This is a genomic window from Vibrio sp. ECSMB14106 (assembly GCF_000972265.1).
In the GTDB taxonomy this organism is placed as follows: Bacteria; Pseudomonadota; Gammaproteobacteria; order Enterobacterales; family Vibrionaceae; genus Vibrio; species Vibrio kanaloae.
Genome location: NZ_LAUM01000007.1, coordinates 131055 through 155377, shown reverse-complemented (window position 1 = coordinate 155377; position 24323 = coordinate 131055). Strand labels below are relative to the sequence as shown.

Sequence of the window (24323 nt, the reverse complement as noted above, 5' to 3'; positions counted from 1 at the left end):
GCAAGCGGCAAGAAGTAGTGAAGTAGCAATTAAGGTCGATACGCGCATAGATATTTTTGTCTTAGAACAAGTGAGTTAGACAAAGAAGAAATATTAGTGGGTTTGAGTAGCGATGAAATGAAAAGCCCAGTCCGAAACTGGGCTTTGGTATAGCTAGATATACTTACTTAAGTACTGAGGTATTGGTGATACCAATTAGCAAATCATCCACTAGGAAGTCAGCATTTTCCATCTGCATTTCTACATGATGGTCTAAGTCAGCTAGTGTTCCCCCAGGGGATGCAAACGTACTGTGTGTTGCTGTCGCATCAAACTGAACAAAGCTAGCAGAAGGAGATACCGTCGTGCTAGCACTGTTCACTATTGTTAATCCAAGTTTAGCCGCAAGAGGTTCAGTACCCGCAAATGGTGCTTTTGCAACATTGTTTGGTACGGTATTGTCACCATCTACTTCTGTCATGAAGAATGGTGTTGATAGTGAGCCACTTGAGACAAGGTCACTTGCATTGGTAAATGGATCAACTGTATCCAGCGTAGTTTGCGCAGCATAGATAAAGCTAGAGAAACCAGTATTCAGTGCCGCTAGTTGGGCTTCGCTCGCTACTTGTTCAAATGCCTCATAACACGCTTTGTCAGACAAGTCTGCACATGATGCATCTGCATAGCTCGCGTAATCTGTTGAAGCTGCGTACGCTAGGTTATGCTTGATTTGGGGTCCAAAGTTAGGCGACCCAAGTAGCAGGTTACCAATTTGACCACCCGCGTTTTGGATAGATGCACCGCTGAACGTGTAAAGTGCATCAGCTGTCGGGCTACCCAACGTATTGTTTGCGGCTGCAACTGCTGAAGTGCCAACGATACCGCCAAGCGAATGGCCAAGCATTTTAACTTTTGAACCAGCCATTGGATTGAAGCCGCTAAGTGGGCTTTTAGCTAATAAGCCAGCTTGCGCAGAAACGACCAAGCTTGCTCGTAAACCCAGTACATCGAGTACGCTTTGGCGAAGGTTATCACGCGCCACTGCAAGGTTAGAAAGATTCAGGTAAGCCAGTACATCTACGTTGGCGGAGCGTTGATCATCTAAACTACGAGTACCATGGATTGGTAGATCGATTGCAATAACAGCAACACCTGCTTTTACCATATTAAACGCAAAAGAGTACGCATTTTCTTTTGCTGATGTAATACCGTGTTGATAAATCACGACATCTGTAGGTGTGCCAGTTTGCGGTGTAAACAACAAGAACTCGACGTCTTCGAGTGATTTGACCACTGGTACAGGTGAATAACGACTGATAATACGGTCACTATCCAGCTGTGTTCCGTCCGTTAGATACAGAGTCGAACCAACAAGCTTTAACTGCTCTGTCGGTTCCGTAGCTAACTTAGTGACATCTACAGGGTCATCGGCAAATACACCTGTAGAAAGCTGTTGAACCATATTTGCCTGTTCGCTTTCATCCGCTAGTGCAGCACTGACTTTTGCAAGGCTAGGCATTGCAGAAACCATTGGTTGCATGTTCCAGTCAGCACCTTTCTGTATATAATGAGGCAGTTTTGCCACACCTTGCGTCACATTCACCGCAACAGCGGCGCCAGCATATAAGCCTTTGATTGCTGTTTTAGCTGCATCCAAGTCACTAACGTACTTGTTAAAGTCTTCATCAGCATCAAGTGCTGTAATAAAATCTTGTGTCGTCCCCATTGTCAGAGTATATGCAGTAGAAAGGTCAATTGCACCTTCATTTGCGTCGTTTTTGTACACAGTATTTAACGTATTAGCACCAGTAGCAAAACCGGTTGCCGTGACGCCTTTTACTGCGGCAAGCGTATCGCCTACAGATTGTGTGCTGAACCATGATGAGTAAACAATATCAGCAGGGTTGACACTTGCGAGTCCAAAAATACCCTCAACTGCTGTCGTGGCTGCCTGTACTGAAGCTAGGTCACCAGTCTCATAAACGATCTCTTTCGTTTTACCTGTTGCGTAGCTTCCTGATGTACCAATAGGATTTCCGTTTACGTCTTGAATCGCTTGAGTTACCGCGAAGATGTACTCGCCAGATTCGTCCAAAGAGTTCATAAATTGAATGTATAGAGAATTACCGCTCGCTTGTACAACATAGTCCGTACCCAGCGTAAGTACTTTTTCGATTGGGTTTGAAGCGCCATCCCAATCGGTAAGACGTTGGTTTATTTTAATAACGCTGACACCAGAAGTAACAAGGCCGTCAGCAAAACCATCGCCATTGAAGTTAAGAACGATTGGCATAGACGTAGACCAACCATCCATTGTGTTCATGGCTGCGAGGGGATTGGTCAACGCATCATCACCACCTGTTGGAAGGCCAAGTGTTCCGTCTGCGCTATCCATCAATAAATAAGATGGTGCAGGAACGTCTGCATCTGCACCTTGCAATGTAAAGCTAATCGATGTGTTGCGGTCAAGAAGCGCTTGAACCTCTGGTTCAAACGTAACGGTATCAGAAGTGCCTGAACTAGAGGTATCGTCACCACAACCTGTAAGTAGGATTGCAGAACAAAGCAGCGATAGTTTAAACGTATGTTTCATTGGTTTTACTCCGTTAATCCTAATTAATTGAAGGTGTAGTTCATTTGTACGGAACTGATGTACGCTGTACCTTCTGAATCAAAGGTGATCTCTTGATCTGCGGCATCGGTTTCAGTAAATGAACCAGACTTACTTTTAATGAAAGCAAAACCAGCATCAAAGGTCAGGTTTTCTGTCATTGCGTAAGTCACGCCTGCGCTGTACCAAAAACGATCGCTATCAGGGATACTCAATGTAGCTTCACCGGCTTGTTCGTCATAGGCGATACCCGCACGAAGTGTCCATTGATTGTTCAGAGTATATGTACCACCGAAGGAGTATCTGTTGTTGTCTTCGTATTTTTCAGGTTTGAAGAGGCACACTCCACCAGCACAATCTTTACTGGTTGCTTTTAATTCTTTAAATGTGCTCCAGTCTGTTTGTTGCCAGCCGTAGTGGATCGCCCACGCTTCGTTTAACTGATGGAATGCCGAAAGTTCGATAATAGACGGAAGAGAAATCTGCAAACGGCCATCTACTTTTGCAGCGTTGGCGATACCAGAGTCATAACTGCTGAATTCACCGTCATCAAAGTCAAGGTCCACTTTAGAGCGATAACCAAAGCCAAAACGGTTGTTTTCATTCAGCTCGTATAACGCGCCAATGTTCCAACCCCAAGCAAACGTGTCGCCCTCCATACCAATAAGGTTGTCTGACTTCTTGCTGCCAGGGCCAAATAGCGGGGCAAGTGAGCCTTTGTGGCGAGTTAACTCTGCGTGTGCATATACCAAGTTAATACCACCACCCACACTGAATTGTTCATTAATGCGGTAAGCTACATTAGGGTTGATATTGACTGAAAGGAGTGAAGTATCGCCAGCCATATCACCAACAGAAATATCATCTGGGTAATCGGTTGCAACACCATAAGTTGTAAACATACCGATACCCCAAGCCCAGTTATCATTGATAGGGCTGATATAATAGGCTGCTGGAACGACTTGTAGTGGTGCTACATCTTTTGAGTGTTCGTTATTGTCCACGTCATACACATTAACCTCTGGATCAACGATAGAAACCGCGCCTGAAAATTGGGCTGTATCAAATAGGGTCATTGCGGCGGGGTTTCTCGCTAGTACACTCGCGTTATCGGCTACAGCGCCTTCACCTGAGAATGCGCGCCCAAGACCTGAGGCAGAATGCTCAGCAACTTGGAAGCCAGCCGCAAGTGAATTGCATGCAAATAGCACAGAAAGCGAAACGAGAGAGCGTTGTATTGTTTTCATCCTTGACCCTCCTAGGGCATCGAATTTCGTTATTATGGTTTGAAAACACACTGAGCATTGTTGGTGTTGAAGCTCTAATGTAAATGGCATGTTAAAATCATGTTTAATATAAAGTCAAAGAAATAGTTGTGATTTTGTGAGGTTATGTTTTAAAGGGGCGGCACTTTAACATCGATAATACAAATATAATCAATAGTTTATTAATGATTGGAGGTGTGACCAGAGTGTTTATGCATCGTTGCGGTACGAATAGTGCTCAATAGCTCAATATGTAACAAATTTGTTTGTGTTTACCGCTAATCGCTAAATCGGCATAATGCTCTTTTATTTAGAAAGTCATTAAATTGGAATTTTAGTTTGGAATTACTCGCGATAGAGTTTCTTGGTAAACCACTTCGTTTAGAAGGGTCAATGGCAGGGTGGCAACAGTTGTATTGGGACAATACTTTGGTGTCCCAATTAGACGCAACCACAGATCAAGATGACGCTCGAACCCATGCATTTACTCTGCGCGCAGGTGAAGAAACGTTGCAGTGTCACGTTGAGGCGGCAGTTCAGTGGCAACCGTTTGAGATGACCTATAAAGCGACCGTGAATGGCCAAACCGTTACCGAAGGCAATAGAAACACCAAAGATATCGAGCAACAAACCCCGGTTGTCGCACCAAAACCAGAGAAGCGTTTTAGCTTAATCGGGTTGGTGTCGCTGGGAATGAAAGCCCTCAAGAGTGCCAAGTTAATCAAGGTGGTGCTTGCCTCTGCGAGTTTAGCCGCTTACTCATGGCTATTTTCAATTCAGTTCGCTTTAGCCTTGATTGCTTGTTTAATGTTCCATGAATATGGGCACATCAGAGCAATGAAATACTTTGGAATGAAGACCAAGGGCATTTATTTGATACCATTCCTTGGTGGTTTGGCATTATCTGATGAAAAGATTAATACACGCTGGCAAGATGTGGTTATCTCAATCATGGGACCATTGTTTGGCTTGATATTGTCATTGATATTTATGGTGTTGTACTGGGCGACTGGCGAAATGTTCTTCGCGGGGCTTGCGGTATTTAACGCTTTATTAAACCTGTTTAATCTATTACCGATTTTGCCTCTCGATGGCGGACATGTACTAAAAAGTATCAGTTTTTCGATGAACAGTGTGCTTGGTATTGTCCTGTGTGTTGCAGCCGCTATTGCTGGCGTGGTACTGAGTTATCAGTTGAATTTGACCCTGTTTGGCTTCTTATTGATTATGGGCAGTGTGGAAATACTATTCGAATGGAAAGGGCGTTACCACAGTCACTTGTTGCCATTAGACAAATACGGTCAAGTCGTGTCGTTTGTTTGGTATGTGGGTCTAGTGAGTAGCTTGATCGGTGTTATCTGGTATTTTGCATCTACTGGTGATCAGCTATTAAGCCTACCATTGCAAATTCTTGGCACTTAACAAGAATCAAAAACAAAAAATGCCCTAACCAATATGGATAGGGCATTTTTGTATTCGAAGTTTAGCGTCTAAACAAATGTTAGATTACGCTTTGCAATTTGGTCTTGGTGAACCCGATTGAGGTAACGTCTTTATCGTCGCCTGTAGATCTTTGATACGTGTACTGTGGGAAGGGTGCGTAGACAGCAATTCTGGCGGTTGGCTACCACCTGATGCTTTCGCCATGTTTTGCCACAAGTCGACGCTCTGTTTAGGATCGAACCCTGCCTGAGCCATATATTCTAAACCAACAACATCGGCTTCTGATTCCTGAGTTCGGCCATACGGTAGAATAACCCCGTATTGAACACCTAAACCTAGGGCTGCCATTGTCATTCCTTGGTACTGTTTGTATTCTGATGCTCCTAACGCAACACTGGTAATTGATAAACCAGTATTAGCGATTTGAGACTGAGATAAACGCTCATTACTGTGGTCCGCCAAAACGTGTGCAACTTCGTGTCCGATAACCGTTGCCAGTTGGTCTTGGTTTATCGCAACATTAAGCAAACCCGTGTATACGCCAATTTTTCCGCCAGGTAGGGCAAACGCATTCACTTGGTCGCTATCAAACACAACAACTTCCCATTCACTAAAACCTTGTTTAGGAATATATTGAGTGATGCTGTTCGCTACGCACTGTACATAAGCGTTAGTTTTGGCATCTTTGCTGATGGGTTGTTCTTTTTTCATTTGTTCAAAAGACTGTGCTCCAAGCTGAGACATATCTTTATCTGAAAAAAGAAGTAGTTGGTTTCTTCCTGTCGGGGAAGCGCTACACGCAGTTAGGCCTGCAAGAGTGAAAAGCGAGGCAAACTTCGTCCATGACGTCATACAATATCCTCTGTGTATTCGGTTTTTATGCATGTTAACATCAACTTGCGTAATAACTAATAGCTGTAAGATAACTATTGTCTTTAAGACCATTATTATCGCTAGAACACCATTAGTGTTAATCAAAGAGGCTCACGCACTAACAAAGTAATAATTAAGGAACCCACATGAGTATTTGGAAAAAGCCCGTTGATCTAGAGATCTTCAACGCGACCTCAAAAAATACCTTAATTGAGCACCTCAACATTGTTTACACTGAGGTTAACGATAACTCCTTGGTGGCAACCATGCCGGTTTGTCATTTCACCCACCAACCACTCGGTATGCTTCATGGCGGCGCATCGGTAGTTTTAGCCGAAACGCTGGGGTCACTAGCAGCAAACTTCTGCGTACCCGATGGTTACTATTGCGTAGGGCTAGACATCAACGCTAACCATGTAAGATCAATGCGCGAAGGGCACGTTATCGGCACTGCCGAGCCTATTCACTTGGGCGTATCTACTCAAGTATGGCAGATAAACATCACTGATGAACGTCAACGCTTGGTTTGCACAAGCCGTTTGACCATCGCAGTGAAAAAGCATAAACGTTAGTTCTGCGAGCAAGGTGAGGCATAGTAATCATCCTAACCACACCTGATTAAACCTCATTTACACACTGTTTATTTTAGTTAGAGAAATCCATGGTCATAACGTTTAAAAGTGGAAAAGTCATCGCAACGGCGCATGAGTTGGTTGTTCGTTTGGATGGAGAGTATCGAGTCACATTGCAAGCTCAAGTTGATGCAATTCAGCTGATCGGAAAAGGGGCAAACGTGATTTCGGATAATGGCTCTGAGTGCAAATGGTCAATAAAATTAGACAACGAACAACAGCTTCGTGACATCGCCAATGAAATCGGCTGCGATGTGATGTAATTACTGGTTATAACTGCGTTTATTTCCGCTTTTTCCTCTCTATAAAGGCCACTAAACTAAACCATATTCACAATATCTCCGTAAAATAGCATAAGTCCGATTGATTTTGGCTCATAAAATAGGGAAACTGAATTCAATATCCTTTGAATAAGTTTTCCTCTTTATGAGCAGCCCAAGACTTCGCGTTCAATTTGAAACTCTGTTTGAATACTTCGATGGTAAAGATTCTGATGTTCAGCTCGACGACATAACAGATGTGCTCTGTTGTACGCGTCGTAATGCCAGAATGGTACTGAACAAGCTTGAAGAAGAAGGTTGGGTAGAGTGGTTACCTGCAGCGGGTCGCGGTAAATTGTCTCAACTTATCTTTAAGCAAAATCGGTGCGATGTTAGTGAAAACTTAGCACGCCGCTACTTAGAAGAAGGTAAAATCGGGCAAGCGCTATCGGTACTTGACCACAATGCCGCAAAGCTTACTCAAGTTATTCAAAATTACCTGGGCGTTCAGTACCAAGAAGGTGAACAAGTTATTCGTTTACCTTACTACCGTCCGCTCTCCATGCTCAATCCAACCAAATCGATGCGACGTTCTGAGCAACACATCGCTTGTCAGGTATTCAGTGGGTTAACTCGCTTAGATGAGAACGATCAGCTACAGCCTGATCTCGCGCATTCATGGCAAAAGATTAACGACAATCAATGGCGATTCTTCTTGCGGCCGGGCGTCCGTTTTCATAATGGCGAACCGCTATTGACGAGTCACGTCGTGGACACGCTGCTTTTACTCGAACCGCTCAATATGTTCTCTCATATTAAAGATGTCTCATCACCTGCAAATTGTGTGGTTGATGTCTTTCTAACGCGTCCAGATAAATATTTCCCCCTCGCGCTCACCGAATCAGTCGCAAAAGTGACTCTGCCGATGATTTTACGTGGTGAAGATTACGATATTCGTCCAATTGGTACTGGCCCATATCGCATTGAAAAGAATGACGAAAAACAACTCGTTCTAACGGCTTTCAATGGATACTTTGGTTTTAGGCCGTTGATCGATCGGGTGGAAGTTTGGGTTGTTGATGAAGCCTATTCGTCGATGGTTTACCCAAGCCTTTCTAAACCAATAATGGCTGATCGTGGTGATAGCGATGAAGTAGAGCTTGATCCGGGCTGTACGTATTTGCTGTTGAATAGAAAAAAGGGCATTGCACAAGATCCAGCATGGGCAGAGTTTCTGTCGAACGCGTTGAATGCCTCTGACTTGTTTGTACATATTCCAAAAGAGACAGTTATAGACTTGGGAGTGTTACATGCTTACGGGATCAAACCCGGTTGGTATGACATCAAGTTAAAGGTACCTGTTTGTCCACCAGCAAGTGTTAAACCAAGCATAAAATTGGCGTATCAATGCCAACACCCAATGTTCCCAACACTTGCTAAAGCCATTTTCACTGTATTGAAGCAATACAATGTTGATGTTGAACTTTTCGGTTACGAAACCGATCCTCCACATGCCGACAATGTTGATATCTGGATTAACCCAATGGGTATTGCCAACAACCGAGATGACGCGTTGGCCTGCTGGTTGATGGATTACAGCTTTCTGGATGAATCGAGCCCTGCGGAAGATTTTGATCAGTGGTGCCATATGATTGATCGTTGGCGATCCGGTGAGTTTGAACAATTCCCAGCAAGACAACTTGGTAAACAACTCGTACAAAGTAATCAATTGATACCGATGTTCCACTGTTGGTTAGGCGTAAACAAAGACCAATGCGGTACACTGCAAAACGCTAAGTGTAATGCATTAGGGTGGTTCGACTTTAGCCAAGTTTGGGTAAAACCTGAAGTTGATTGAAACCCGAGACAACTCGATTAGGACAACACAATGCAAACCGTGATTATTACATTCATTACGCTGGTGGCATTTGCGGCCAATTCAGTATTGTGTCGTTGGGCTTTAGTGGATCAAACGATTGATCCTTTGAGTTTTTCGATCGTGCGTATGTTATCGGGAGCACTCACTTTGTTGATTTTATTAACCTTATCTTCAAACGCTAAGCGCAAACAAGTTAAAGCATCAGACAGTAACACATCGATCTATACCAAGGTTCGCACTCAGTTTGATCTAACCGCGATATTGACTCTACTGGTTTATATGTTCGGCTTCTCGTTTGCTTACTTAACGCTAGGAGCAGGGCTTGGTGCTTTGGTGTTGTTTGTCGCGGTGCAATTCACAATGATTGCTGCACACCTGTTAGCTGGTAACAGAATGTCATCGCTTGAGTGGGTTGGGTGTTTATTGTCTGTTGCGGGGCTCATTTACTTATTAATGCCGACAGAGTCGACAGGCTCATCGGATCTAATCTCCATAATATTAGTGGCTTTAGCTGGGGTTGGGTGGGGCATTTACACACTGGCAGGCAAGAAATCGACAAACGCACTTCAATCGACTACGGCCAATTTTGGTTTTGGTTCGTTAGTCATTCTTGCATTGTTAAGTCTCCTAGCCTTCATTCCGAGCGTCACGGAACAAATATCCATAACCAAACAAGGTTTGATTTACGCAGTATTGTCGGGAGCCGTGGCCTCTGGCGTGGGTTATAGCTTGTGGTATTACGTTGTGAAGAAACTAAACACCGTTGCTGCATCCATCGCGCAACTCTCTGTTCCTGTTATCGCAACACTTGGTGGGGTCTTACTCTTGTCCGAGCCGGTCACTATGCAATTTGTTATCTCTTCGACCGTCATTTTACTGGGGATAAGCTTGATTCTTGTCGCCCCTAAACTTAAGAAATAAAGAGTTAAATCATTAACTGCTATGGCTAAACCAAACAAGAAACAACCGACCAAAACGGTCCAGATTTTCTGCGCAAAATGTAAGGCACAACTTTTTAAGTACCGGAAAGGTGGTAAAGGTGCACTCGTAAAGTGCTTTAAAGAACGCATCGTCGAAGATTACACGACTGAGCCATGTACTTGCCCTGATTGTGGTATCGAGTTCGCACGCGATACCTTAGTTCGAGGCACGCCAGCCTACAAATTTGTTGGCGGTAAAGTAACGATGAAATAAAAATGCCACGACACTAATTGTGTGTGGCATTTCAGACCTGTTATTGAAGTTCTGAATCAAAGACTAGTATCAATGAACTCTAACTCGCTCTTGAAGCTTGAGAAGTAACAACGAGACTATCGCTCCAGTTGTATCGCAAAGCATGTCTTTCTGAGCATCCCAAATATCACCTTGTGACCCAAGGAATGCGATACCTTCATCGCCACCTGCAATTTCCGCGTACCACCACTCAATAATCTCATAACCTGCTGCAACACTCATGATGGCAAACAGAGCAAAGAAACACGCCAACACTGGTTGAGCTAGTTTCTTACGAATCAAATATTCAGCGAGCGGGTAAGCATAAAGACCAATAGCAAAATGAGCGACTCGATCAAAATTATTGCGATCAGAGCCTATCATGTTGTTAAACCAATCAAAGGGCACTTCTGCGAAGGTGTATTTGGCACCAATTGTGTGTAGAGCTAGCCAAATAAACATTAAAACGTAAGCCGTCTTTGAAAAGGTGAGCTTGGTAGAAAGCCACCATATACCGGCAAGAATACCAAGGGCGGGGGTGATTTCTGCAATCCATACCGCTCTTGAAAAAGGTTCAATAGCAGAGAATAGAAATACAGTAAGGTAAAGAGCTGTCAGTGACAGCAAGGGGATATTTTTAGCAAGAGGCGTTGTTGTCATATCAATCTCTCGTAGAATTTTTAGATATAGTTACATAATAATGAACGCTGTTCAATTGGGTTTGATTTACCAAACCTGTTGAAAATAAGCGTTATAGCCCAGTATCTAGACAAACGATTGCGAGAGTTTCACAAAAGTTTGATTTACAGCAAAGCGAACCATAAAATCCCTGAATCACTACATAACAAGAAAGAAAGCCATGAAACTGGAAACTGTCGATTATCTTGCTGACGACGCAGCGGAACAATTTGTTCGCTCCCTACGTGAAACTGGATTTGGCGTACTAAAAAACCACCCGATCCCAAAAGAGCTTGTTGAGTCAATTTACGAAAACTGGTACCAATTCTTCATTTCTGAAGAGAAAGAAAACTTCCACTTTAATGTTGAAACACAAGATGGATATTTTCCCCCTTCAGTGTCGGAAGTTGCAAAGGGACACACTGTAAAAGATATTAAAGAGTACTTTCATGTTTACCCGTGGGGTCAGGTTCCTGAACAGCTGAAAGAACAGATTCTAGATTACTACCAACGCGCAAACGCATTTGCTCAAGAGCTTCTAGGCTGGGTTGAAGCGCACGCACCACAAGAAGTACAAGAGAAGTTCTCAATCGCACTTTCTGAAATGATCAATGGTAGTCAACAGACCTTGCTTCGCGTACTTCACTACCCACCAATGCAAGGTGATGAAGAACCAGGTGCAATCCGTGCTGCTGCTCATGAAGACATTAACCTACTGACTATCCTTCCTGCATCGAACGAGCCTGGCCTACAAGTTAAAGCACAGAATGATGAGTGGTTAGATGTGCCATGTGATTTCGGCAACATGATCATCAACATTGGTGATATGCTTCAAGAAGCATCAGGTGGTTACTTCCCATCGACAACTCATCGCGTAATTAACCCATCGGGTGCGCGTCAAGAGAAATCACGTATTTCTCTACCACTTTTCCTTCATCCGAAACCAGAAGTGGTACTCTCTGAAAAGTACACGGCGAACGAATACCTAATGGAGCGATTAAGAGAACTTGGTGTTATCTAATTCGTCTTAATTGTATATTGTAAGGAGCCAGCGTAAAGCTGGCTTTTTTGATTTTCACACATCTAACTGTGTGAAATTTAATTTGTTTGAACCTCGACAAGTGACCATGAATCGATTTCAATTAACAAGTTACTTCAATATATACGTCAATAGGCTTACTTAATTATGTCTGACAAAGCAGCTACATCAAATCATCAAGGTATTAGGTCCACTTTTCAGGCACATATGGAGAATCCTTTGCTTTGGCCTATTCTGGAGGTGCTTAAGCAACAACCGAGTGGATGGAAAGTGCATACCTTGGCGGCGCATCTCAACGATCTCGGCTTGGTGCCAGTCTTAGATCCCGTGCCTGAAAAAGAGCTATTCAAAAAAAACTTCTTAATCATGAATGCCCTCTATCAGTTGCAAGACACCTTATACCCTGACAGCTGGCTTCAGGTTCAAGCCATGGACATTGAATTGATGAACGGACGTTATCATGGCAGCACTCATACAATCGATCTTGAAGACCCACTGCGTGATTACTATGTCAATTGGCTTAACTATGAAGCTGATGAGGGTGAAGTAAAGCGACTGTTGAATGAGTTTTGGACGCGCTACAAGAAGTTTGTCGGTGGCAGCGAAACGGATATGGACAGAAGCAATGCGCTCAGTTTATTCGAGTTACCACTGGATGCGACTCAACAAGATATTCGAAAGCGATGGAGACGCCTTGCACTGCGTTGGCATCCGGATAGAGATGAGGGCAATACCTCCAAGTTTCAGACGCTCTGTGAAGCATGGCACGTACTACGAAGTTCATAATTGAAAAGCACTTACCTGCGTGAGTTACCTCTAATAGAAAGCCCCCCATTGTGAGTGATACCAATGGGGGCTTTGTTTTCACTACGAGTGATCTTTTCTTTCGCCACTTTTATGCTCAAATGCGTAATCGAGTACCTTACGAATGTATGGCGCACCCACTTTTGAGCCACCGTTACCATGCTCGATAACCACTGTCGCAACATATTCAGGGTTATCATAAGGTGCAAACGCGGTATAAAGCGCGTGGTCGAGTAGGTGACGTGCTAGCTTCTTCGAGTTATAGACCTGATCCTTTGCCAAGTCGAAAACCTGTGCCGTACCCGATTTACCACCGCTTACATACTCAGCGCCCTTGAAGGCTCTTCGACCACTGCCTCGACTGCCATTGTTTACCAGTCTCATTGCATTAATTGGTACGTCCCAAATCTCATCGGGTACCTCTTCAATTGATTCCATCTGTTTTGGCACAACGGGGGTTTGCGTATCAAAATCTTCACCGTGATCTAGTGTTGCTCTTAAAATATGTGGAGGCATTACCTTGCCATGATTAACCAAAACAGAGGTCGCTTTAGCCAATTGCAGAGGAGTAGAAGTCCAATAACCTTGTCCAATACCGACAGGAACAGTATCACCTTGGTACCAAGGCGTGCGATAACGCATCATCTTCCAATCACGAGTCGGCATATTGGCGTTACTTTCTTCATAGATATCGATGCCTGTCGGTTTACCAAAACCAAAACGGTTCATCCAAGTAGAAATGCGGTCGATGCCCAAATCAAAGGCCGTTTGATAGAAGAACGAATCTACAGATTCTTCAATCGCTCGAGTTACATCAACAGGCCCGTGTCCCCAACGTTTCCAGTCTCGCCAAGCTTTCGAGTTTGCTTTGGAACCGGGAATTCGCCATATACCATGGTCGTTACGCACTGTGTTTTCCGAAATGACATGTTCTTGTAAGCCTGCAACGGCCATAAAGGGTTTGACGGTCGAAGCGGGCGGGTACACGCCTAAGGTTGTTCTATTCACCAGTGGGCGGGCTGGATCGTTTAATAAGGCTTGGTAGTCTTTACTAGAAATACCATCGACAAAGAGATTAGGATCATAGCTAGGACTAGATGCCATCGCCAATACGCTGTTGTCTTTTGGGTCGAGAATGACCGCGCTTCCGGTTCTGTGATTAAGTTGTTCAAAGACGTATTTTTGCAGCTCAAGGTCAATATTTAACACGATATCTTTGCCAGCAACAGGCGGCACGTACTCAATGGTGCGGACTATTCGCCCACGGCTATTTACTTCGACCTCTTGATAACCTTTGATGCCATGAAGTATGTCTTCGTAATATCGCTCAACGCCAAGCTTACCGATGACGGTCGTCGCTTGATAATTTGCTTCTATACCTTGTTCTCCCAACTTTCTAAGATCGCTATCATTGATGTGCGCCACATACCCTAAGATATGAGTAAGAACCTCACCATTTGGATAAAAGCGTTTCAAACTGGTATCGATAGATAGACCGGGGAATTGATATTGATGAACGGAGAACTTTGCAATCTCTTTTTCAGTTAGGTTCTCCAATATAGTCACAGATTTAAAACGACGTGTGTTGTGATAACGTTTTTTGAAACGAGTAATCTGTTCAGGGTCACGCGGGATGAATTTCTGGAGTTTTTCGAGCATTAAGTCAACGTCATCAGTTTGCTCTGGAATCATGGTCAAATCAAAGACGAGTTGGTTTTCCGCCAGTAACACGCCATTGCGATCATATATCAGCCCACGAGCAGGAGCGATAGGCAGTACTTTGATTCTGTTACCATCCGCTCGGGTTTGGTAGCTTTCGAAGTTTTTTACTTGGAGACTATATAGGTTTCCAACTAAGACGAAGGTGAAAATAAAAATCCCAATAAATGCGACGATAACTCGGTTTCGAAACAAGTTTATTTCGCTTTTATGGTCACGAATTCTTACGCCTTTGTGGTTCATCAATATCTCGACTTGTTACATTTAGTTACACTTTCCAAGGCTGAACTTTATCTGAATATCACTAGGGCATTGTAAAAGCTGTGTCATGATTTGGATTGTCTGGGATAACTTAGTTAATTGAAAGATATCGGCTTAAGTCACACCCAATAAGTAAGCTGTTAACGACGTAAAAAATAGCGTTATTGATGTATTAATCGTTATAGAGTTTGTATTGCAAGGAGGGACACCATATAAAAACGGCCCTCATTAATGAGAGCCGCAAGTTGAAACAGTGCTACCTTGTAGACAACCTAGTCAGAAGATTTGAACTGAGACTTACGCATACGGTTCAAAGCAGCCATTATGTCCAACGTTCTTGGTTTTGCTAAATCACCGTATTTCGGCATGTTAGCGTGCCACTCGTTTTCTAAAATGGTGTTGAACTCTTTCGCTGGATTATTTGACCAACCTGGCGTTTGTGCAAACTGAAACCAAGCCCAACCGATCGCATTTACCTCTGATGTTGACTCAAGTTGCTCTAATGCAGAAAGGTCTGCGAACTCTTTACCAAAACGCAGTGATTCTTTGCCCTTCGCGCTAACACGGAACTTGCCGTCCATAAGAATGTTCATCAGTGATACGCGGTTCAATGAACGCGGTGCAAACATCTCTAAAGCCGTTTCACATTCATTAGTACGTTGAGTAGGGTGCTGAACAATCACATCTTTTGCTTTTTCAGTCACGTCTACCGCTTGGTAGTCGTGCATTTGAATTACAGTGTTTGCTACGTCTAGGTAATCACCAGAACCACCCATTACCACGATGGTTGAGATATCCATCTCTTCACGTAGTTGCCCGATACGATCAACAAGCGGTGTGATTGGCTCGTCCCCTTTAGAGACTAAAGCCTGCATACGCTCATCACGAATCATGAAGTTAGTCGCTGACGTATCTTCATCGATAAGTAGAGTTTGTACACCGGCTTCAATTGACTCTTGTAACCAAGCCGCTTGAGACGTAGAGCCAGACGCATCTTGAGTACTGAAATCACACGTGTCTTTCTTCATTGGTAAATGGTTGATGTAGTTTGACAAGTTCAAGCTGTGTACACATCGGCCATCTTCCGCACGAATCTTCATCGTATCAATGGCAGTCACAATACCCTCGCGACCATCACCAGGAATATGGTTGTAGATAGAACGTTCAACAGCGTTCAATAGCGTCGATTTACCGTGGAAACCACCGCCAACGATCAAAGTGATGCCTTTAGGAATGCCTAGGCCAGTCACATCACCTTGGTTTGGCGTGTTTAGTGTTACGCTCAATGATTCTGGCGCTGTAAAAGGAACTGCATCTTTCATTGGAAGATCACAGTTACCCGCGATACGGGGTAGCACACTGCCGTTAGCAACGAATGACGCTAGATTATTTTCGTTTAATTGAGCACGTAGCGCTTCTTGGTCTTCAATAGCTTCACAATGTTCGATCATCGCATCGATGTTCAGTTCACGCTCAAGCGTTGCACGGCGAATAAACTTCGGTAAGTAGAAAGTGATGATGTTGAGCGCTTTCTTAGCAAGAATGCTACGTCCATCTGCAGGTAGGTTGATACGGAAACGAAGTTCGATACCGTGCTCAGTGAAGACAACCGATGTACTGTCTAAAACCGTTTGGCCAGTCAAAGCGATAGAGATGGAAGATTCTTGTTTAGCGAATTCAGAGAAGCTACGTGCAATAAAATCACGAGCCGCTACTTGGTATTCGTAAGACTTTTCTTTAAGCCAATCTAACCCAGTTAACGACCACGCGCGTGTTGCGCGAAAACGAGAAGCTGACGCGTACGGGTCACCTTGAATGTGGTCGATGTGTAATTCAAAATCAGCAAAGTCGTATTGACCTTTAATTTGTTGATATGCACGGTAGTTTTGTTTTTCGAGCTTTTTAAGCTTTGCAGTCAACTGATCCATAACGAGGAATGCCTATATAAGGGGGAAAGATAAAAACAGAAAGGCGGCGATTATAAAAATCACCACCTATAGAGTAAAGAGAAAGTAGGCCTAAATCGAAAACTAACTACTCTTTCGCGCTTTAAGCGTATCGAGTTGTCCCTAAATAGTTTTGATTGATTAAGCTGTGTTCGAATTCTTTACTCGGCATCGGTTTACCATAGAGGTAGCCTTGGCCTATATCACAGCCTTCATCAATAATAAATTGTTCCTGAACTTCGGATTCTATGCCTTCAATAATCACTTTTAAGTCTAATTTCTTAGCGATTTGAACAATCGAACGAACTATTTCAGAGTCTTCATTTGAGTTCAGCATCTGATCTATGAAGCTCTTATCGATTTTAATTGAGTCAAATGGGAATTTTTTAAGGTAACTGAAAGAGGCGTAGCCTGTACCAAAATCATCTAGTGACAATGTAACACCAATGTCGTGTAATAGTTCTAAAGTGTTTTTAGCAACAACTTCATCTGCGATAAGGCCACTCTCGGTAACTTCGAGTTCCAGGAAGCTAGGCTCAAGGTGGTAAGTTTCTAATAAATGGACAACTTGTTCCGCAAAGTGCGCATTCTTAAGTTGTATCGCTGATACATTAACGGCCATCTTGAAATCATCAACGTATTCAGACCACTCTTTGGCTTTTTCGATGGCATGACGTAGAACAAAGCTACCAACTTCAAAAATCAAACCATTTTGTTCAGCCATGTGTATCAAGGTTTCGTTGGAGATATCACCTAAAATCGGATGGCGCCAGCGTAGTAAGGCTTCTGCACCTAACCAACGATGAGTCAAAGGGCAGACCTTAGGTTGAAAATAGAGCATGAGGTCATCATTACGAACGGCTTGTAATAAATATCCTTCTATCTTATTGATGTGGCTTTGTTCTTCTGTGTGAGACTGAGCGTAGTAAGCAAACTTTTGTCCGGAATCTTTACAGGCGAGCATCGCTTCTGAGGATTTTTGGAGAATGCTTTCTGCATGATCTTCTTTATCAGTAATCGCAATCCCAATAAATGCATGCAAATGAACTTTGTCATTTTCGATTAAGAATTCTGAATGGCCGACCTTAACTAAAGTTTGGCAGAGCTCTTCGAGGCGGTGGTGTACATCCTTAACGCTAAAAGCAAGAACGAGATCGACAGAAGTAGGGCGTGCAGTTAATACCTCAATATCGGCAATGTTGTTTATTCGTTTTCGGTACTCGACAAGAACTTGATCTAAGGCATTATAGCCATAACGTGCTTGTATACGTCTGCCATTAGTAAATCCAATATGAATTACAGCAAACGAACAACCAGTCAGCCTTCGTTGTGATAATAACTTTTGATTTAAACGAGACTCAAATGCATTTCGGTTCAAAAAACCGGTTCCGAGATCGTGATTCTTTTGGAAGTTTATTTTTTGTTCGGCGGCTCTGCGTTTATCAATTTCTAGGTTTAATGAATAGTTAAGACTGGCGAGATCTTTAGTTCTACTATAGACGCGGTTTTTTAACTCACGGTTCACTTGAGTAAGCTTAGCGTGCTGAAATAAAGTTTTGAGCTGAGACTCTATCGAAGTACGGAAGCTTTCTAATAACTTGATATAGGTAGGAGTATAGTGGTTCTCTTTAGAGTCCAAAATACAAATAGTGCCAAAGAGTTCACCATTAGGCCAAAGTAATGGGATACCACAGTATGAGACTAAACCAAGCTCTATATCTGGGTTATTTTCCCATTGAGGGTCACTTAAAGCATTGGGCACAATCAACTGTTGCTGAGACTGCATCACGCTTTCGCAATAAAGCCCATTCCCTAAGGTTTCTGAATCCCCTTTAGTGTAGGGATTGTATTGACTGTTACTGGTTGAAAATACTTCTATAGAATTGGCATGAACGCGCATGATCAGTGCTGCTGGCGTTTGAGTCAGTTCTGCCAAAAGGTCGACGATGTTCTGCCAGCCAGACTTCATGTCGTCTGGAATATCTAGATCGAGAGTTTGTATTTTCTTCATATGACTCCGAGTCAATTATGCTGAATGCATCAACACATCCTGTGTTAACCACAATGAATCCAAAAAACCTATAAATATATCATTTAATAAGTATAAGAAAAGTTATAGAAAAAAACCTCTGCAATTAAGCAGAGGTTCTCGAATGTGAATACGTGTCTCAGTATTAAGATAATTTTATCTTAAGGCACTAATTTTATGAAATCAGAGGTGTTAAGTTGCTGACTATAGTCTACCGATTGTTGGGCAAAACCATTTAACTGCAAAAACTCTTGTTTGAACCCTTGATAGTCGCCCAACGCTTGAAAGTTGCTTTCATCCATGCTTTTAAGAATTTCTGTAACATGAGATTGAGTCTCTTCATCAAGTTCCAAGTCATCCATTCGAATTAAGCGCTCACCATCAAGCGGTATCTTTTCTTGGCCATACAGTTTAGAGCTAAACAAGCGCTGCATTTGTTGAATACATCCTTCATGTGTCCCTTTGTCTTTCATTACTTTATACAAAGCGAGCAGGTAAGGGCTTAACCCCGGAATAAATACGCTGGCCTTAGTGACCAGAGCTTTACAGACCGTAGCATAAGCATTACCACCAAAGTTCGCTAATTCAAGATTGAGCGCATGGCTTGTTTGATGAAGGTCTATCTTGGCGCGGCCTAAAGTACCATCTAAGTAAATAGGGTGAGTTACTTCTGGACCAACATAAGAAAACGCAATCGTTTTGCATCCTGGAGCGATAGATTCCGCGTTGATTAGCTCGTCTATCCAGCTTTCCCAATCTTCTCCGCCCATGACTTTGAGTGTACTTTGTGCTTCTTCTTCCGTCGCCGCTTCGAGAGTGTTGGTTACCCAGCTATCGTGTTCAAGTGAAATCGTAGCTCCGGTGACACTTTCTCCGATTGGTTTAATAGCAGATCGCCAAAACTCCTCGGAACCCGGCTTAGGTCTGACGGCAGTAGCTAAGCTGTAGATAATCAGGTCGACTTCACCTTCGAAGTAGGTTTCGATGGCTTCGACAACTTGAGATCGAGTCTCTTGGGAGAAGGCGTCACCAACGATGTTGACAGCGATACGTTGTTCTCGTTCGGCTTCTTTCTTGAAGTAGATGTTATTGTACCAACCGGCAGTCCCTAGCGATTTTTCATTAGGACCACGTTCGAATGAAACGCCGATGGTGTCAGCTTTTGCCCCCCCAAAGGTAAGGGCGATACGAGCGGCAAGGCCGAAACCAGAGGAAGCACCGATGATCAGTACTCGTTTAGGACCGTCTTTAATTTGAGCAGCACTCTTAACAAACTTAATTTGTTGCTTTACGGCTTCTTGGCAGCCTAATGGGTGCGCGTTTTTGGCCACCACACCCTTGATAATAGGTTCGATCAGCATAAATAACCTTGCAGTTTACAATGATATGCACTCAGATTAACGTAAAACTGTGTAAAATTTATTGAGCTAGACCATTAAAACCTAAAGATACTGATATAATTCTCCGGCGACGAATTCCGCAATCCAAGGTTGGGCCTCTGGTTTTGGATGGAGTCCATCGTTCATCATCCACTCTGGTTTAAGAATGATATGTTCCAGAAAAAACGGAAGAAGTGGTACCTTTTTTTGATCGGCAATAGACGCAAACACGTATTCAAATTGCTGGTTGTAACGCTTACCGTAATTAGGCGGGATTCTAATTTGCATAATAATAGGTTTGGCACCTGCGGCCTTTATTTGTTCAATGATTTTGTCTAAATTTGCAGACATCAACTTAGGTGGAAAACCGCGAAGCCCATCATTCGCTCCTAGTTCAATGAGAACACTGTCAGGAGCATGCTCTTCAAGAAGTTGTGGTAGACGAGCTAAGCCGTTGCCAGTTGTGTCACCAGAAATACTTCCGTTAACCACGGTAACCTCTTTATTGTGCTTCGCTAGCGCCTCAGGTAACAAACTTGGCCAGCTCTGTTTGATATCCATGTTGTAACCAGCACTCAAGCTATCGCCGAGGATCAATAGAGTCGCTTTTGGAGTTAACGTAGGATTTCTGACTAGCTCACTATTTTGGGCTAGACACGCGGTTGAAATAAAAATAAAGAATAAAAAGGAAATTAGTCGAGTCATGCATACATCCATCATAAAAGCAGAAGCTGTTTCTAAGACAGTGTCTACTAAACACGAACATTTAACAATCTTAGAGCATGTTGATATCGATATTCGTGAAGGCGAAACTGTCGCTATTGTTGGAACGTCTGGTGCAGGTAAATCGACCTTAATGACGTTACTCGCAGGTCTTGATGTACCAACGAAAGGTGAGATTAGTTTATTAGGGCAGCCACTCTCGCGACTTGATGATGAAGCAAGGGCTAAGATCCGCAGTGAATCCGTAGGGTTTGTCTTTCAAAGCTTCTTATTAATCCCAAGCCTTTCTGCGCTACAAAATGTCACGCTGCCTTGTTTGTTGAAGGGAGAAGACGAAGACACCGAACGTGCAACTGCTCTGCTTGAATCAGTAGGCTTGAAAGACAGGCTTGATCATTTACCGTCTCAGCTATCTGGTGGTGAGCAACAGAGGGTCGCTTTGGCCCGCGCGTTCATGATTAAGCCTAAGATCCTATTTGCAGATGAACCAACGGGTAACCTAGACCAACAAACAGCAGCCAAAATTATTGAATTGTTGTTTGAACTAAACTCATCACACGGCACAACACTGATCTTGGTAACGCACGATCCTAAGCTTGCACAACGTTGTCAGCGAACTCTCAAAATGCATGTCGGTCAGATAGAGGAAGTCTAAATTGAATTCACCAAATGGACTGAATAAGCGATTATTGTCATGGAGCATCGAAGAAATTCGACATGGTCAACTTTGGCCAGTGTCCATCGCTTTGACGTTAATTATTGCCTGTGTATTCGCGTTGTCAGCGTTGGCAGAGCGTATGGAGCAAGTCATTGTTAAACAGGGTAAAGATGCTTTAACAGCAGACAGTGTGTTTATCTCAGCAAATCCAATTCCACAACCTTTACTCGACCTCACTCAGGTTGAGCAGTTGGAAAGCTCTGAACTAACCCGTTTTTCCACCATGGCATTCAGTGATAACTCAATGCAGTTGGTGACGGTGAAAGCGGTTGAGAGTAACTATCCATTGCGCGGTGAAATGATATTAGAGGGCGCTAATGATGCGTCTCGTAATCATGTTGAACCGGGTGAGCTTTGGCTGGATGAACGTATATTTGCACAGCTAGAAGTTGAAATGGGTGACAATGTCACAATTGGTGATGCGGATTTAACAATAACAGGGCGCATCACTCAAGAACCCGGGTTGAGCTTTAACCCATTTCAGCAAATGCCTGCGGTATTGATACATAAAAGTGATATCGATGCGACTGGTGCCATTCAACCGGGAAGCCGTGTGAGTTTCAGGCTATTTTTGAATGGTGATGATGACAAACTAAAAGCTGCACAAGACAGTATCGAGCTAACACCAAGTGATCGCTGGCGCACGCAAGATTCAGCAAGCCGCACCAACGAGATGTTTGAAAGCACAACGCAATACCTGTCACTCACCGTCGCCATCGTCGTGATCATGGCTGCAACGACTTTAGTGCTCACTTGCCAGCACTATGTGGCGAGTCGTCGTAAAACCATCGCGATGCTAAAAAGTTTGGGGGCGAGCAAGCCGTGGATCATTAAATGGCTTTCGGTTCAGGTATCTCTATTAGTCGTGATTGGCGCCGTGTTAGGTATTGCGATTGGTATCGGTTTAGAATTTTTGCTTCGAATCCCACTGGGTGACTTATTGCCATCGCCACTTCCGAGCTATGGCATCGAGCCCGCTGTGTTAGCTATTCTATCAAGCATTCTGATAGGGGTGCCTGCATTAGGTATACCATTAATCGGCTTGGTCAACACATCGGCTATTAGTGTTATCCAATCAAGTCATAAGGCACACGACAGCTACAAAAAATTCGCATTGTTGCTTGTACCTATTATTCCTATGATGTTGATGTATGGCGACAATCTGTTGGTATGGATTGTGTTAGCCGGTATTGCGTGTCTGTTCTTAGTGTTAGCTATTGTAAGCACGGCTGTTCTGCGCCTGTTTGGCAAGCTACCAACTACAACATCAATGCGCTTAGCGTTAAGCCGAATCAATCGAACTCCGCTAGCAACAGGTATTCAGTTTGGCTCGTTAGCTCTTTCGTTGATGCTATTGTCGATTATCTGGTTGGTGAGAAGTGATCTGCTATCAGATTGGCAACAAACGTTACCAGAAAATGCACCCAATGCTTTCGCGCTTAACATTGCTGATTATGAGAAAGAGAACTATCTAGCGACCATTGATTCGAATCAAGTAGAACGCACCCAAGCGTTTCCAATTATTCGAGGTCGGCTCACCACGATCAACAAGGTAGAAGCGGCTGAATACAGTAATACGTCAGACAAGACCGATGCTCTTCGACGTGAAATCAACTTCACTTGGGGCGATAGCTTGCCTGAGTACAATGAAGTACTCGAAGGAAGCTGGACACAAGAGCAAGGCGTGTCTGTTGAATCTGATGTTGCAAAAGAGCTTGGCTTACAAATTGGTGATGAACTCACATTTACGATAAACAGCCAAAATGTTGCAGCCAAGGTTAATAGCATACGAAAAGTTGAGTGGCGTGAAATGAAGCCAAACTTTTATTTCATATTTACTCCAGATGTATTGAGCTCGATTCCGTCAACTTGGTTGGTGAGCTTTAGACTCGAAGATAAACACAATCAGATGCTCAATGAACTATCTCGAAATCACCCAACAGTGAGTTTGATGGATATTCGTAAGATGGGCAGCAAAATCCAAGAACTGCTTAAACAGATTGTTTGGTCAATCACTGTACTTGCAGCGCTTGGCGTGGTTGCTGGACTGTTACTTATCTTCACACTGTTACGATTGAGCTTATCTCAAAGGCAGCAAGAAATTCGTTTGTATCGCACGTTAGGCGCGAGTAAGAAACGGATTCTGAATACGATTTGGTGCGAGTATGGGTTAATGGCATTAGTGGCGGGCTCTATCGCGGCGTTCGGTTCAGAGCTCAGCGTAGCGGGAGTGATGAGCTTTGGCTTCGAACTGCCCCCTTCGTTTCACCCCACGTTGTGGGCTGCTTTACCTGTGCTGACTTTTATAATGCTAGCCGCCGTAGTTAACAGCTTGATTAAACGTTTATTAGCCCCGGCAAGTAAGGACTTCAGCTAGACATACTGCTTACCACTGACACAACTTGTAAAATGGACTAATTGTGAATGTTTATACTTAGTCACAAACGAGTTATAGAAACCATCATTTGGTCTTTTTTATTTAACCAGCGAGTACCGTGAAAAGGAAATTTCACACTTTAAAATCATTGGTTTTCAGCATTTTTTAAAACTAATTGTGCAATTATGCCGATTTAATGAACAACGGTTAGTCCCTGTAAACAAAGGGTTTGCGCAACTTAGCAAGAACGTTATCAACAGTTATCCACAAAAACGGTGGATAACTTTAGGGATAAGTTAATACCTGTGTTTTAAGAGTACTGAGACAGCCTTTATGTGGCGTCACTTAGGGCAAATATGACTGTTAGAATAACCTTTAAAACTCTATCTGGGGTAATTGAGTCAAGAGGTTATTTATATTTTTTACATAGATATTAATTAACGCCAAGCTTAGACCTTGATAAAAATGTGTTTTAATTCATCGCAGAACAAAAGTA

At 43.3% G+C, this 24323-nt stretch carries 19 protein-coding genes; 10 read left to right on the top strand and 9 right to left on the bottom strand.

Annotated elements, in window-relative coordinates; translation table 11 throughout:
• Positions 1-163: 163 nt before the first annotated feature.
• Positions 164-2572, bottom strand: coding sequence for a VolA/Pla-1 family phospholipase (locus WR49_RS07550; RefSeq protein ID WP_046223602.1), 2409 nt, complete (start codon positions 2570-2572; stop codon positions 164-166).
• Between the two features lie 23 nt (positions 2573-2595).
• Positions 2596-3837 carry an outer membrane protein transport protein gene (locus WR49_RS07545; protein ID WP_046223601.1) on the bottom strand — a complete coding sequence of 414 codons (1242 nt, stop codon included), beginning with the start codon at positions 3835-3837 and terminating at the stop codon, positions 2596-2598.
• Between the two features lie 357 nt (positions 3838-4194).
• On the opposite strand from WR49_RS07545, the gene WR49_RS07540 reads away from it, so the two are divergent.
• Positions 4195-5277: a site-2 protease family protein gene (locus WR49_RS07540; RefSeq protein ID WP_046223600.1), complete on the top strand. Its 1083-nt coding sequence runs from the start codon at positions 4195-4197 to the stop codon at positions 5275-5277.
• An 84-nt stretch (positions 5278-5361) separates the two neighbouring features.
• Here WR49_RS07540 and WR49_RS07535 read toward each other — a convergent pair whose 3' ends face one another.
• Positions 5362-6150: a M48 family metallopeptidase gene (locus WR49_RS07535; RefSeq protein ID WP_046223599.1), complete on the bottom strand. Its 789-nt coding sequence runs from the start codon at positions 6148-6150 to the stop codon at positions 5362-5364.
• 167 nt (positions 6151-6317) lie between these two features.
• Here WR49_RS07535 and WR49_RS07530 point away from each other — a divergent pair, with 167 nt between their 5' ends.
• The 5 genes from WR49_RS07530 (at position 6318) to WR49_RS07510 (ending at position 10136) form a co-directional block, all read left to right on the top strand.
• The gene (locus WR49_RS07530) at positions 6318-6743 is read left to right on the top strand and encodes a hotdog fold thioesterase (RefSeq protein ID WP_017058313.1); all 426 of its coding nucleotides are present in this window, start codon (positions 6318-6320) and stop codon (positions 6741-6743) included.
• An 89-nt stretch (positions 6744-6832) separates the two neighbouring features.
• Entirely contained in the window at positions 6833-7066 is a 234-nt protein-coding gene (locus WR49_RS07525; protein ID WP_046223598.1) for a DUF3389 domain-containing protein, read from the top strand.
• Positions 7067-7229: 163 nt separating this feature from the next.
• Positions 7230-8921, top strand: coding sequence for an SgrR family transcriptional regulator (locus WR49_RS07520; RefSeq protein ID WP_046223597.1), 1692 nt, complete (start codon positions 7230-7232; stop codon positions 8919-8921).
• Between the two features lie 30 nt (positions 8922-8951).
• Positions 8952-9863 (top strand): DMT family transporter, encoded by a 912-nt coding sequence (locus WR49_RS07515; protein ID WP_046223596.1) that lies wholly within the window; start codon positions 8952-8954, stop codon positions 9861-9863.
• A gap of 21 nt (positions 9864-9884) precedes the next feature.
• Complete coding sequence (locus WR49_RS07510; protein WP_017058310.1) at positions 9885-10136, top strand: hypothetical protein; 252 nt, start codon at positions 9885-9887, stop codon at positions 10134-10136.
• A gap of 69 nt (positions 10137-10205) precedes the next feature.
• On the opposite strand, the gene WR49_RS07505 is transcribed toward WR49_RS07510, so the two are convergent.
• On the bottom strand, positions 10206-10814 hold the full coding sequence (locus tag WR49_RS07505; protein WP_046223595.1) for a DUF2238 domain-containing protein: 609 nt from the start codon (positions 10812-10814) through the stop codon (positions 10206-10208).
• A 199-nt stretch (positions 10815-11013) separates the two neighbouring features.
• On the opposite strand from WR49_RS07505, the gene WR49_RS07500 reads away from it, so the two are divergent.
• Both WR49_RS07500 and WR49_RS07495 read left to right on the top strand, forming a co-directional pair.
• The gene (locus tag WR49_RS07500; RefSeq protein WP_046223594.1) at positions 11014-11853 is read left to right on the top strand and encodes an isopenicillin N synthase family dioxygenase; all 840 of its coding nucleotides are present in this window, start codon (positions 11014-11016) and stop codon (positions 11851-11853) included.
• Positions 11854-12018: 165 nt separating this feature from the next.
• Positions 12019-12657: a DNA-J related domain-containing protein gene (locus tag WR49_RS07495; RefSeq protein WP_046223593.1), complete on the top strand. Its 639-nt coding sequence runs from the start codon at positions 12019-12021 to the stop codon at positions 12655-12657.
• A gap of 81 nt (positions 12658-12738) precedes the next feature.
• On the opposite strand, the gene mrdA is transcribed toward WR49_RS07495, so the two are convergent.
• From mrdA to WR49_RS07470, 5 genes are all read right to left on the bottom strand, one after another.
• Positions 12739-14637 carry a penicillin-binding protein 2 gene (gene mrdA, locus WR49_RS07490; RefSeq protein WP_046223592.1) on the bottom strand — a complete coding sequence of 633 codons (1899 nt, stop codon included), beginning with the start codon at positions 14635-14637 and terminating at the stop codon, positions 12739-12741.
• Between the two features lie 290 nt (positions 14638-14927).
• Positions 14928-16583, bottom strand: coding sequence for an ABC-ATPase domain-containing protein (locus WR49_RS07485; RefSeq protein WP_046223591.1), 1656 nt, complete (start codon positions 16581-16583; stop codon positions 14928-14930).
• Positions 16584-16704: 121 nt separating this feature from the next.
• Positions 16705-18612, bottom strand: coding sequence for a sensor domain-containing phosphodiesterase (locus WR49_RS07480; protein ID WP_046223590.1), 1908 nt, complete (start codon positions 18610-18612; stop codon positions 16705-16707).
• Between the two features lie 179 nt (positions 18613-18791).
• Entirely contained in the window at positions 18792-19991 is a 1200-nt protein-coding gene (fabV, locus tag WR49_RS07475; RefSeq protein ID WP_046223589.1) for an enoyl-ACP reductase FabV, read from the bottom strand.
• Positions 19992-20072: 81 nt separating this feature from the next.
• Positions 20073-20714 (bottom strand): arylesterase, encoded by a 642-nt coding sequence (locus tag WR49_RS07470; protein ID WP_046223588.1) that lies wholly within the window; start codon positions 20712-20714, stop codon positions 20073-20075.
• Here WR49_RS07470 and WR49_RS07465 point away from each other — a divergent pair.
• The gene (locus WR49_RS07465) at positions 20713-21387 is read left to right on the top strand and encodes an ABC transporter ATP-binding protein (RefSeq protein WP_046223587.1); all 675 of its coding nucleotides are present in this window, start codon (positions 20713-20715) and stop codon (positions 21385-21387) included. The two genes, WR49_RS07470 and WR49_RS07465, sit on opposite strands and share 2 nt — an antisense overlap.
• 1 nt (position 21388) lies before the next feature.
• A complete protein-coding gene (locus tag WR49_RS07460; RefSeq protein WP_046223586.1) occupies positions 21389-23827 on the top strand; it encodes an ABC transporter permease in 2439 nt (812 codons plus the stop codon).
• Positions 23828-24323 lie beyond the last annotated feature (496 nt).

Bases quoted from the DNA above. Each gene is read 5' to 3' on its own strand.
- WR49_RS07535 (WP_046223599.1), bottom strand. From the start codon at position 6,150: ATGACGTCATGGACGAAGTTTGCCTCGCTTTTCACTCTTGCAGGCCTA.
- WR49_RS07515 (WP_046223596.1), top strand. From the start codon at position 8,952: ATGCAAACCGTGATTATTACATTCATTACGCTGGTGGCATTTGCGGCC.
- fabV (WP_046223589.1), bottom strand. From the start codon at position 19,991: ATGCTGATCGAACCTATTATCAAGGGTGTGGTGGCCAAAAACGCGCAC.
- WR49_RS07480 (WP_046223590.1), bottom strand. From the start codon at position 18,612: ATGAAGAAAATACAAACTCTCGATCTAGATATTCCAGACGACATGAAG.
- WR49_RS07470 (WP_046223588.1), bottom strand. From the start codon at position 20,714: ATGACTCGACTAATTTCCTTTTTATTCTTTATTTTTATTTCAACCGCG.
- WR49_RS07550 (WP_046223602.1), bottom strand. From the start codon at position 2,572: ATGAAACATACGTTTAAACTATCGCTGCTTTGTTCTGCAATCCTACTT.
- WR49_RS07525 (WP_046223598.1), top strand. From the start codon at position 6,833: ATGGTCATAACGTTTAAAAGTGGAAAAGTCATCGCAACGGCGCATGAG.
- WR49_RS07465 (WP_046223587.1), top strand. From the start codon at position 20,713: ATGCATACATCCATCATAAAAGCAGAAGCTGTTTCTAAGACAGTGTCT.
- WR49_RS07520 (WP_046223597.1), top strand. From the start codon at position 7,230: ATGAGCAGCCCAAGACTTCGCGTTCAATTTGAAACTCTGTTTGAATAC.
- WR49_RS07510 (WP_017058310.1), top strand. From the start codon at position 9,885: ATGGCTAAACCAAACAAGAAACAACCGACCAAAACGGTCCAGATTTTC.
- WR49_RS07500 (WP_046223594.1), top strand. From the start codon at position 11,014: ATGAAACTGGAAACTGTCGATTATCTTGCTGACGACGCAGCGGAACAA.
- mrdA (WP_046223592.1), bottom strand. From the start codon at position 14,637: ATGAACCACAAAGGCGTAAGAATTCGTGACCATAAAAGCGAAATAAAC.
- WR49_RS07530 (WP_017058313.1), top strand. From the start codon at position 6,318: ATGAGTATTTGGAAAAAGCCCGTTGATCTAGAGATCTTCAACGCGACC.
- WR49_RS07545 (WP_046223601.1), bottom strand. From the start codon at position 3,837: ATGAAAACAATACAACGCTCTCTCGTTTCGCTTTCTGTGCTATTTGCA.
- WR49_RS07485 (WP_046223591.1), bottom strand. From the start codon at position 16,583: ATGGATCAGTTGACTGCAAAGCTTAAAAAGCTCGAAAAACAAAACTAC.
- WR49_RS07505 (WP_046223595.1), bottom strand. From the start codon at position 10,814: ATGACAACAACGCCTCTTGCTAAAAATATCCCCTTGCTGTCACTGACA.
- WR49_RS07495 (WP_046223593.1), top strand. From the start codon at position 12,019: ATGTCTGACAAAGCAGCTACATCAAATCATCAAGGTATTAGGTCCACT.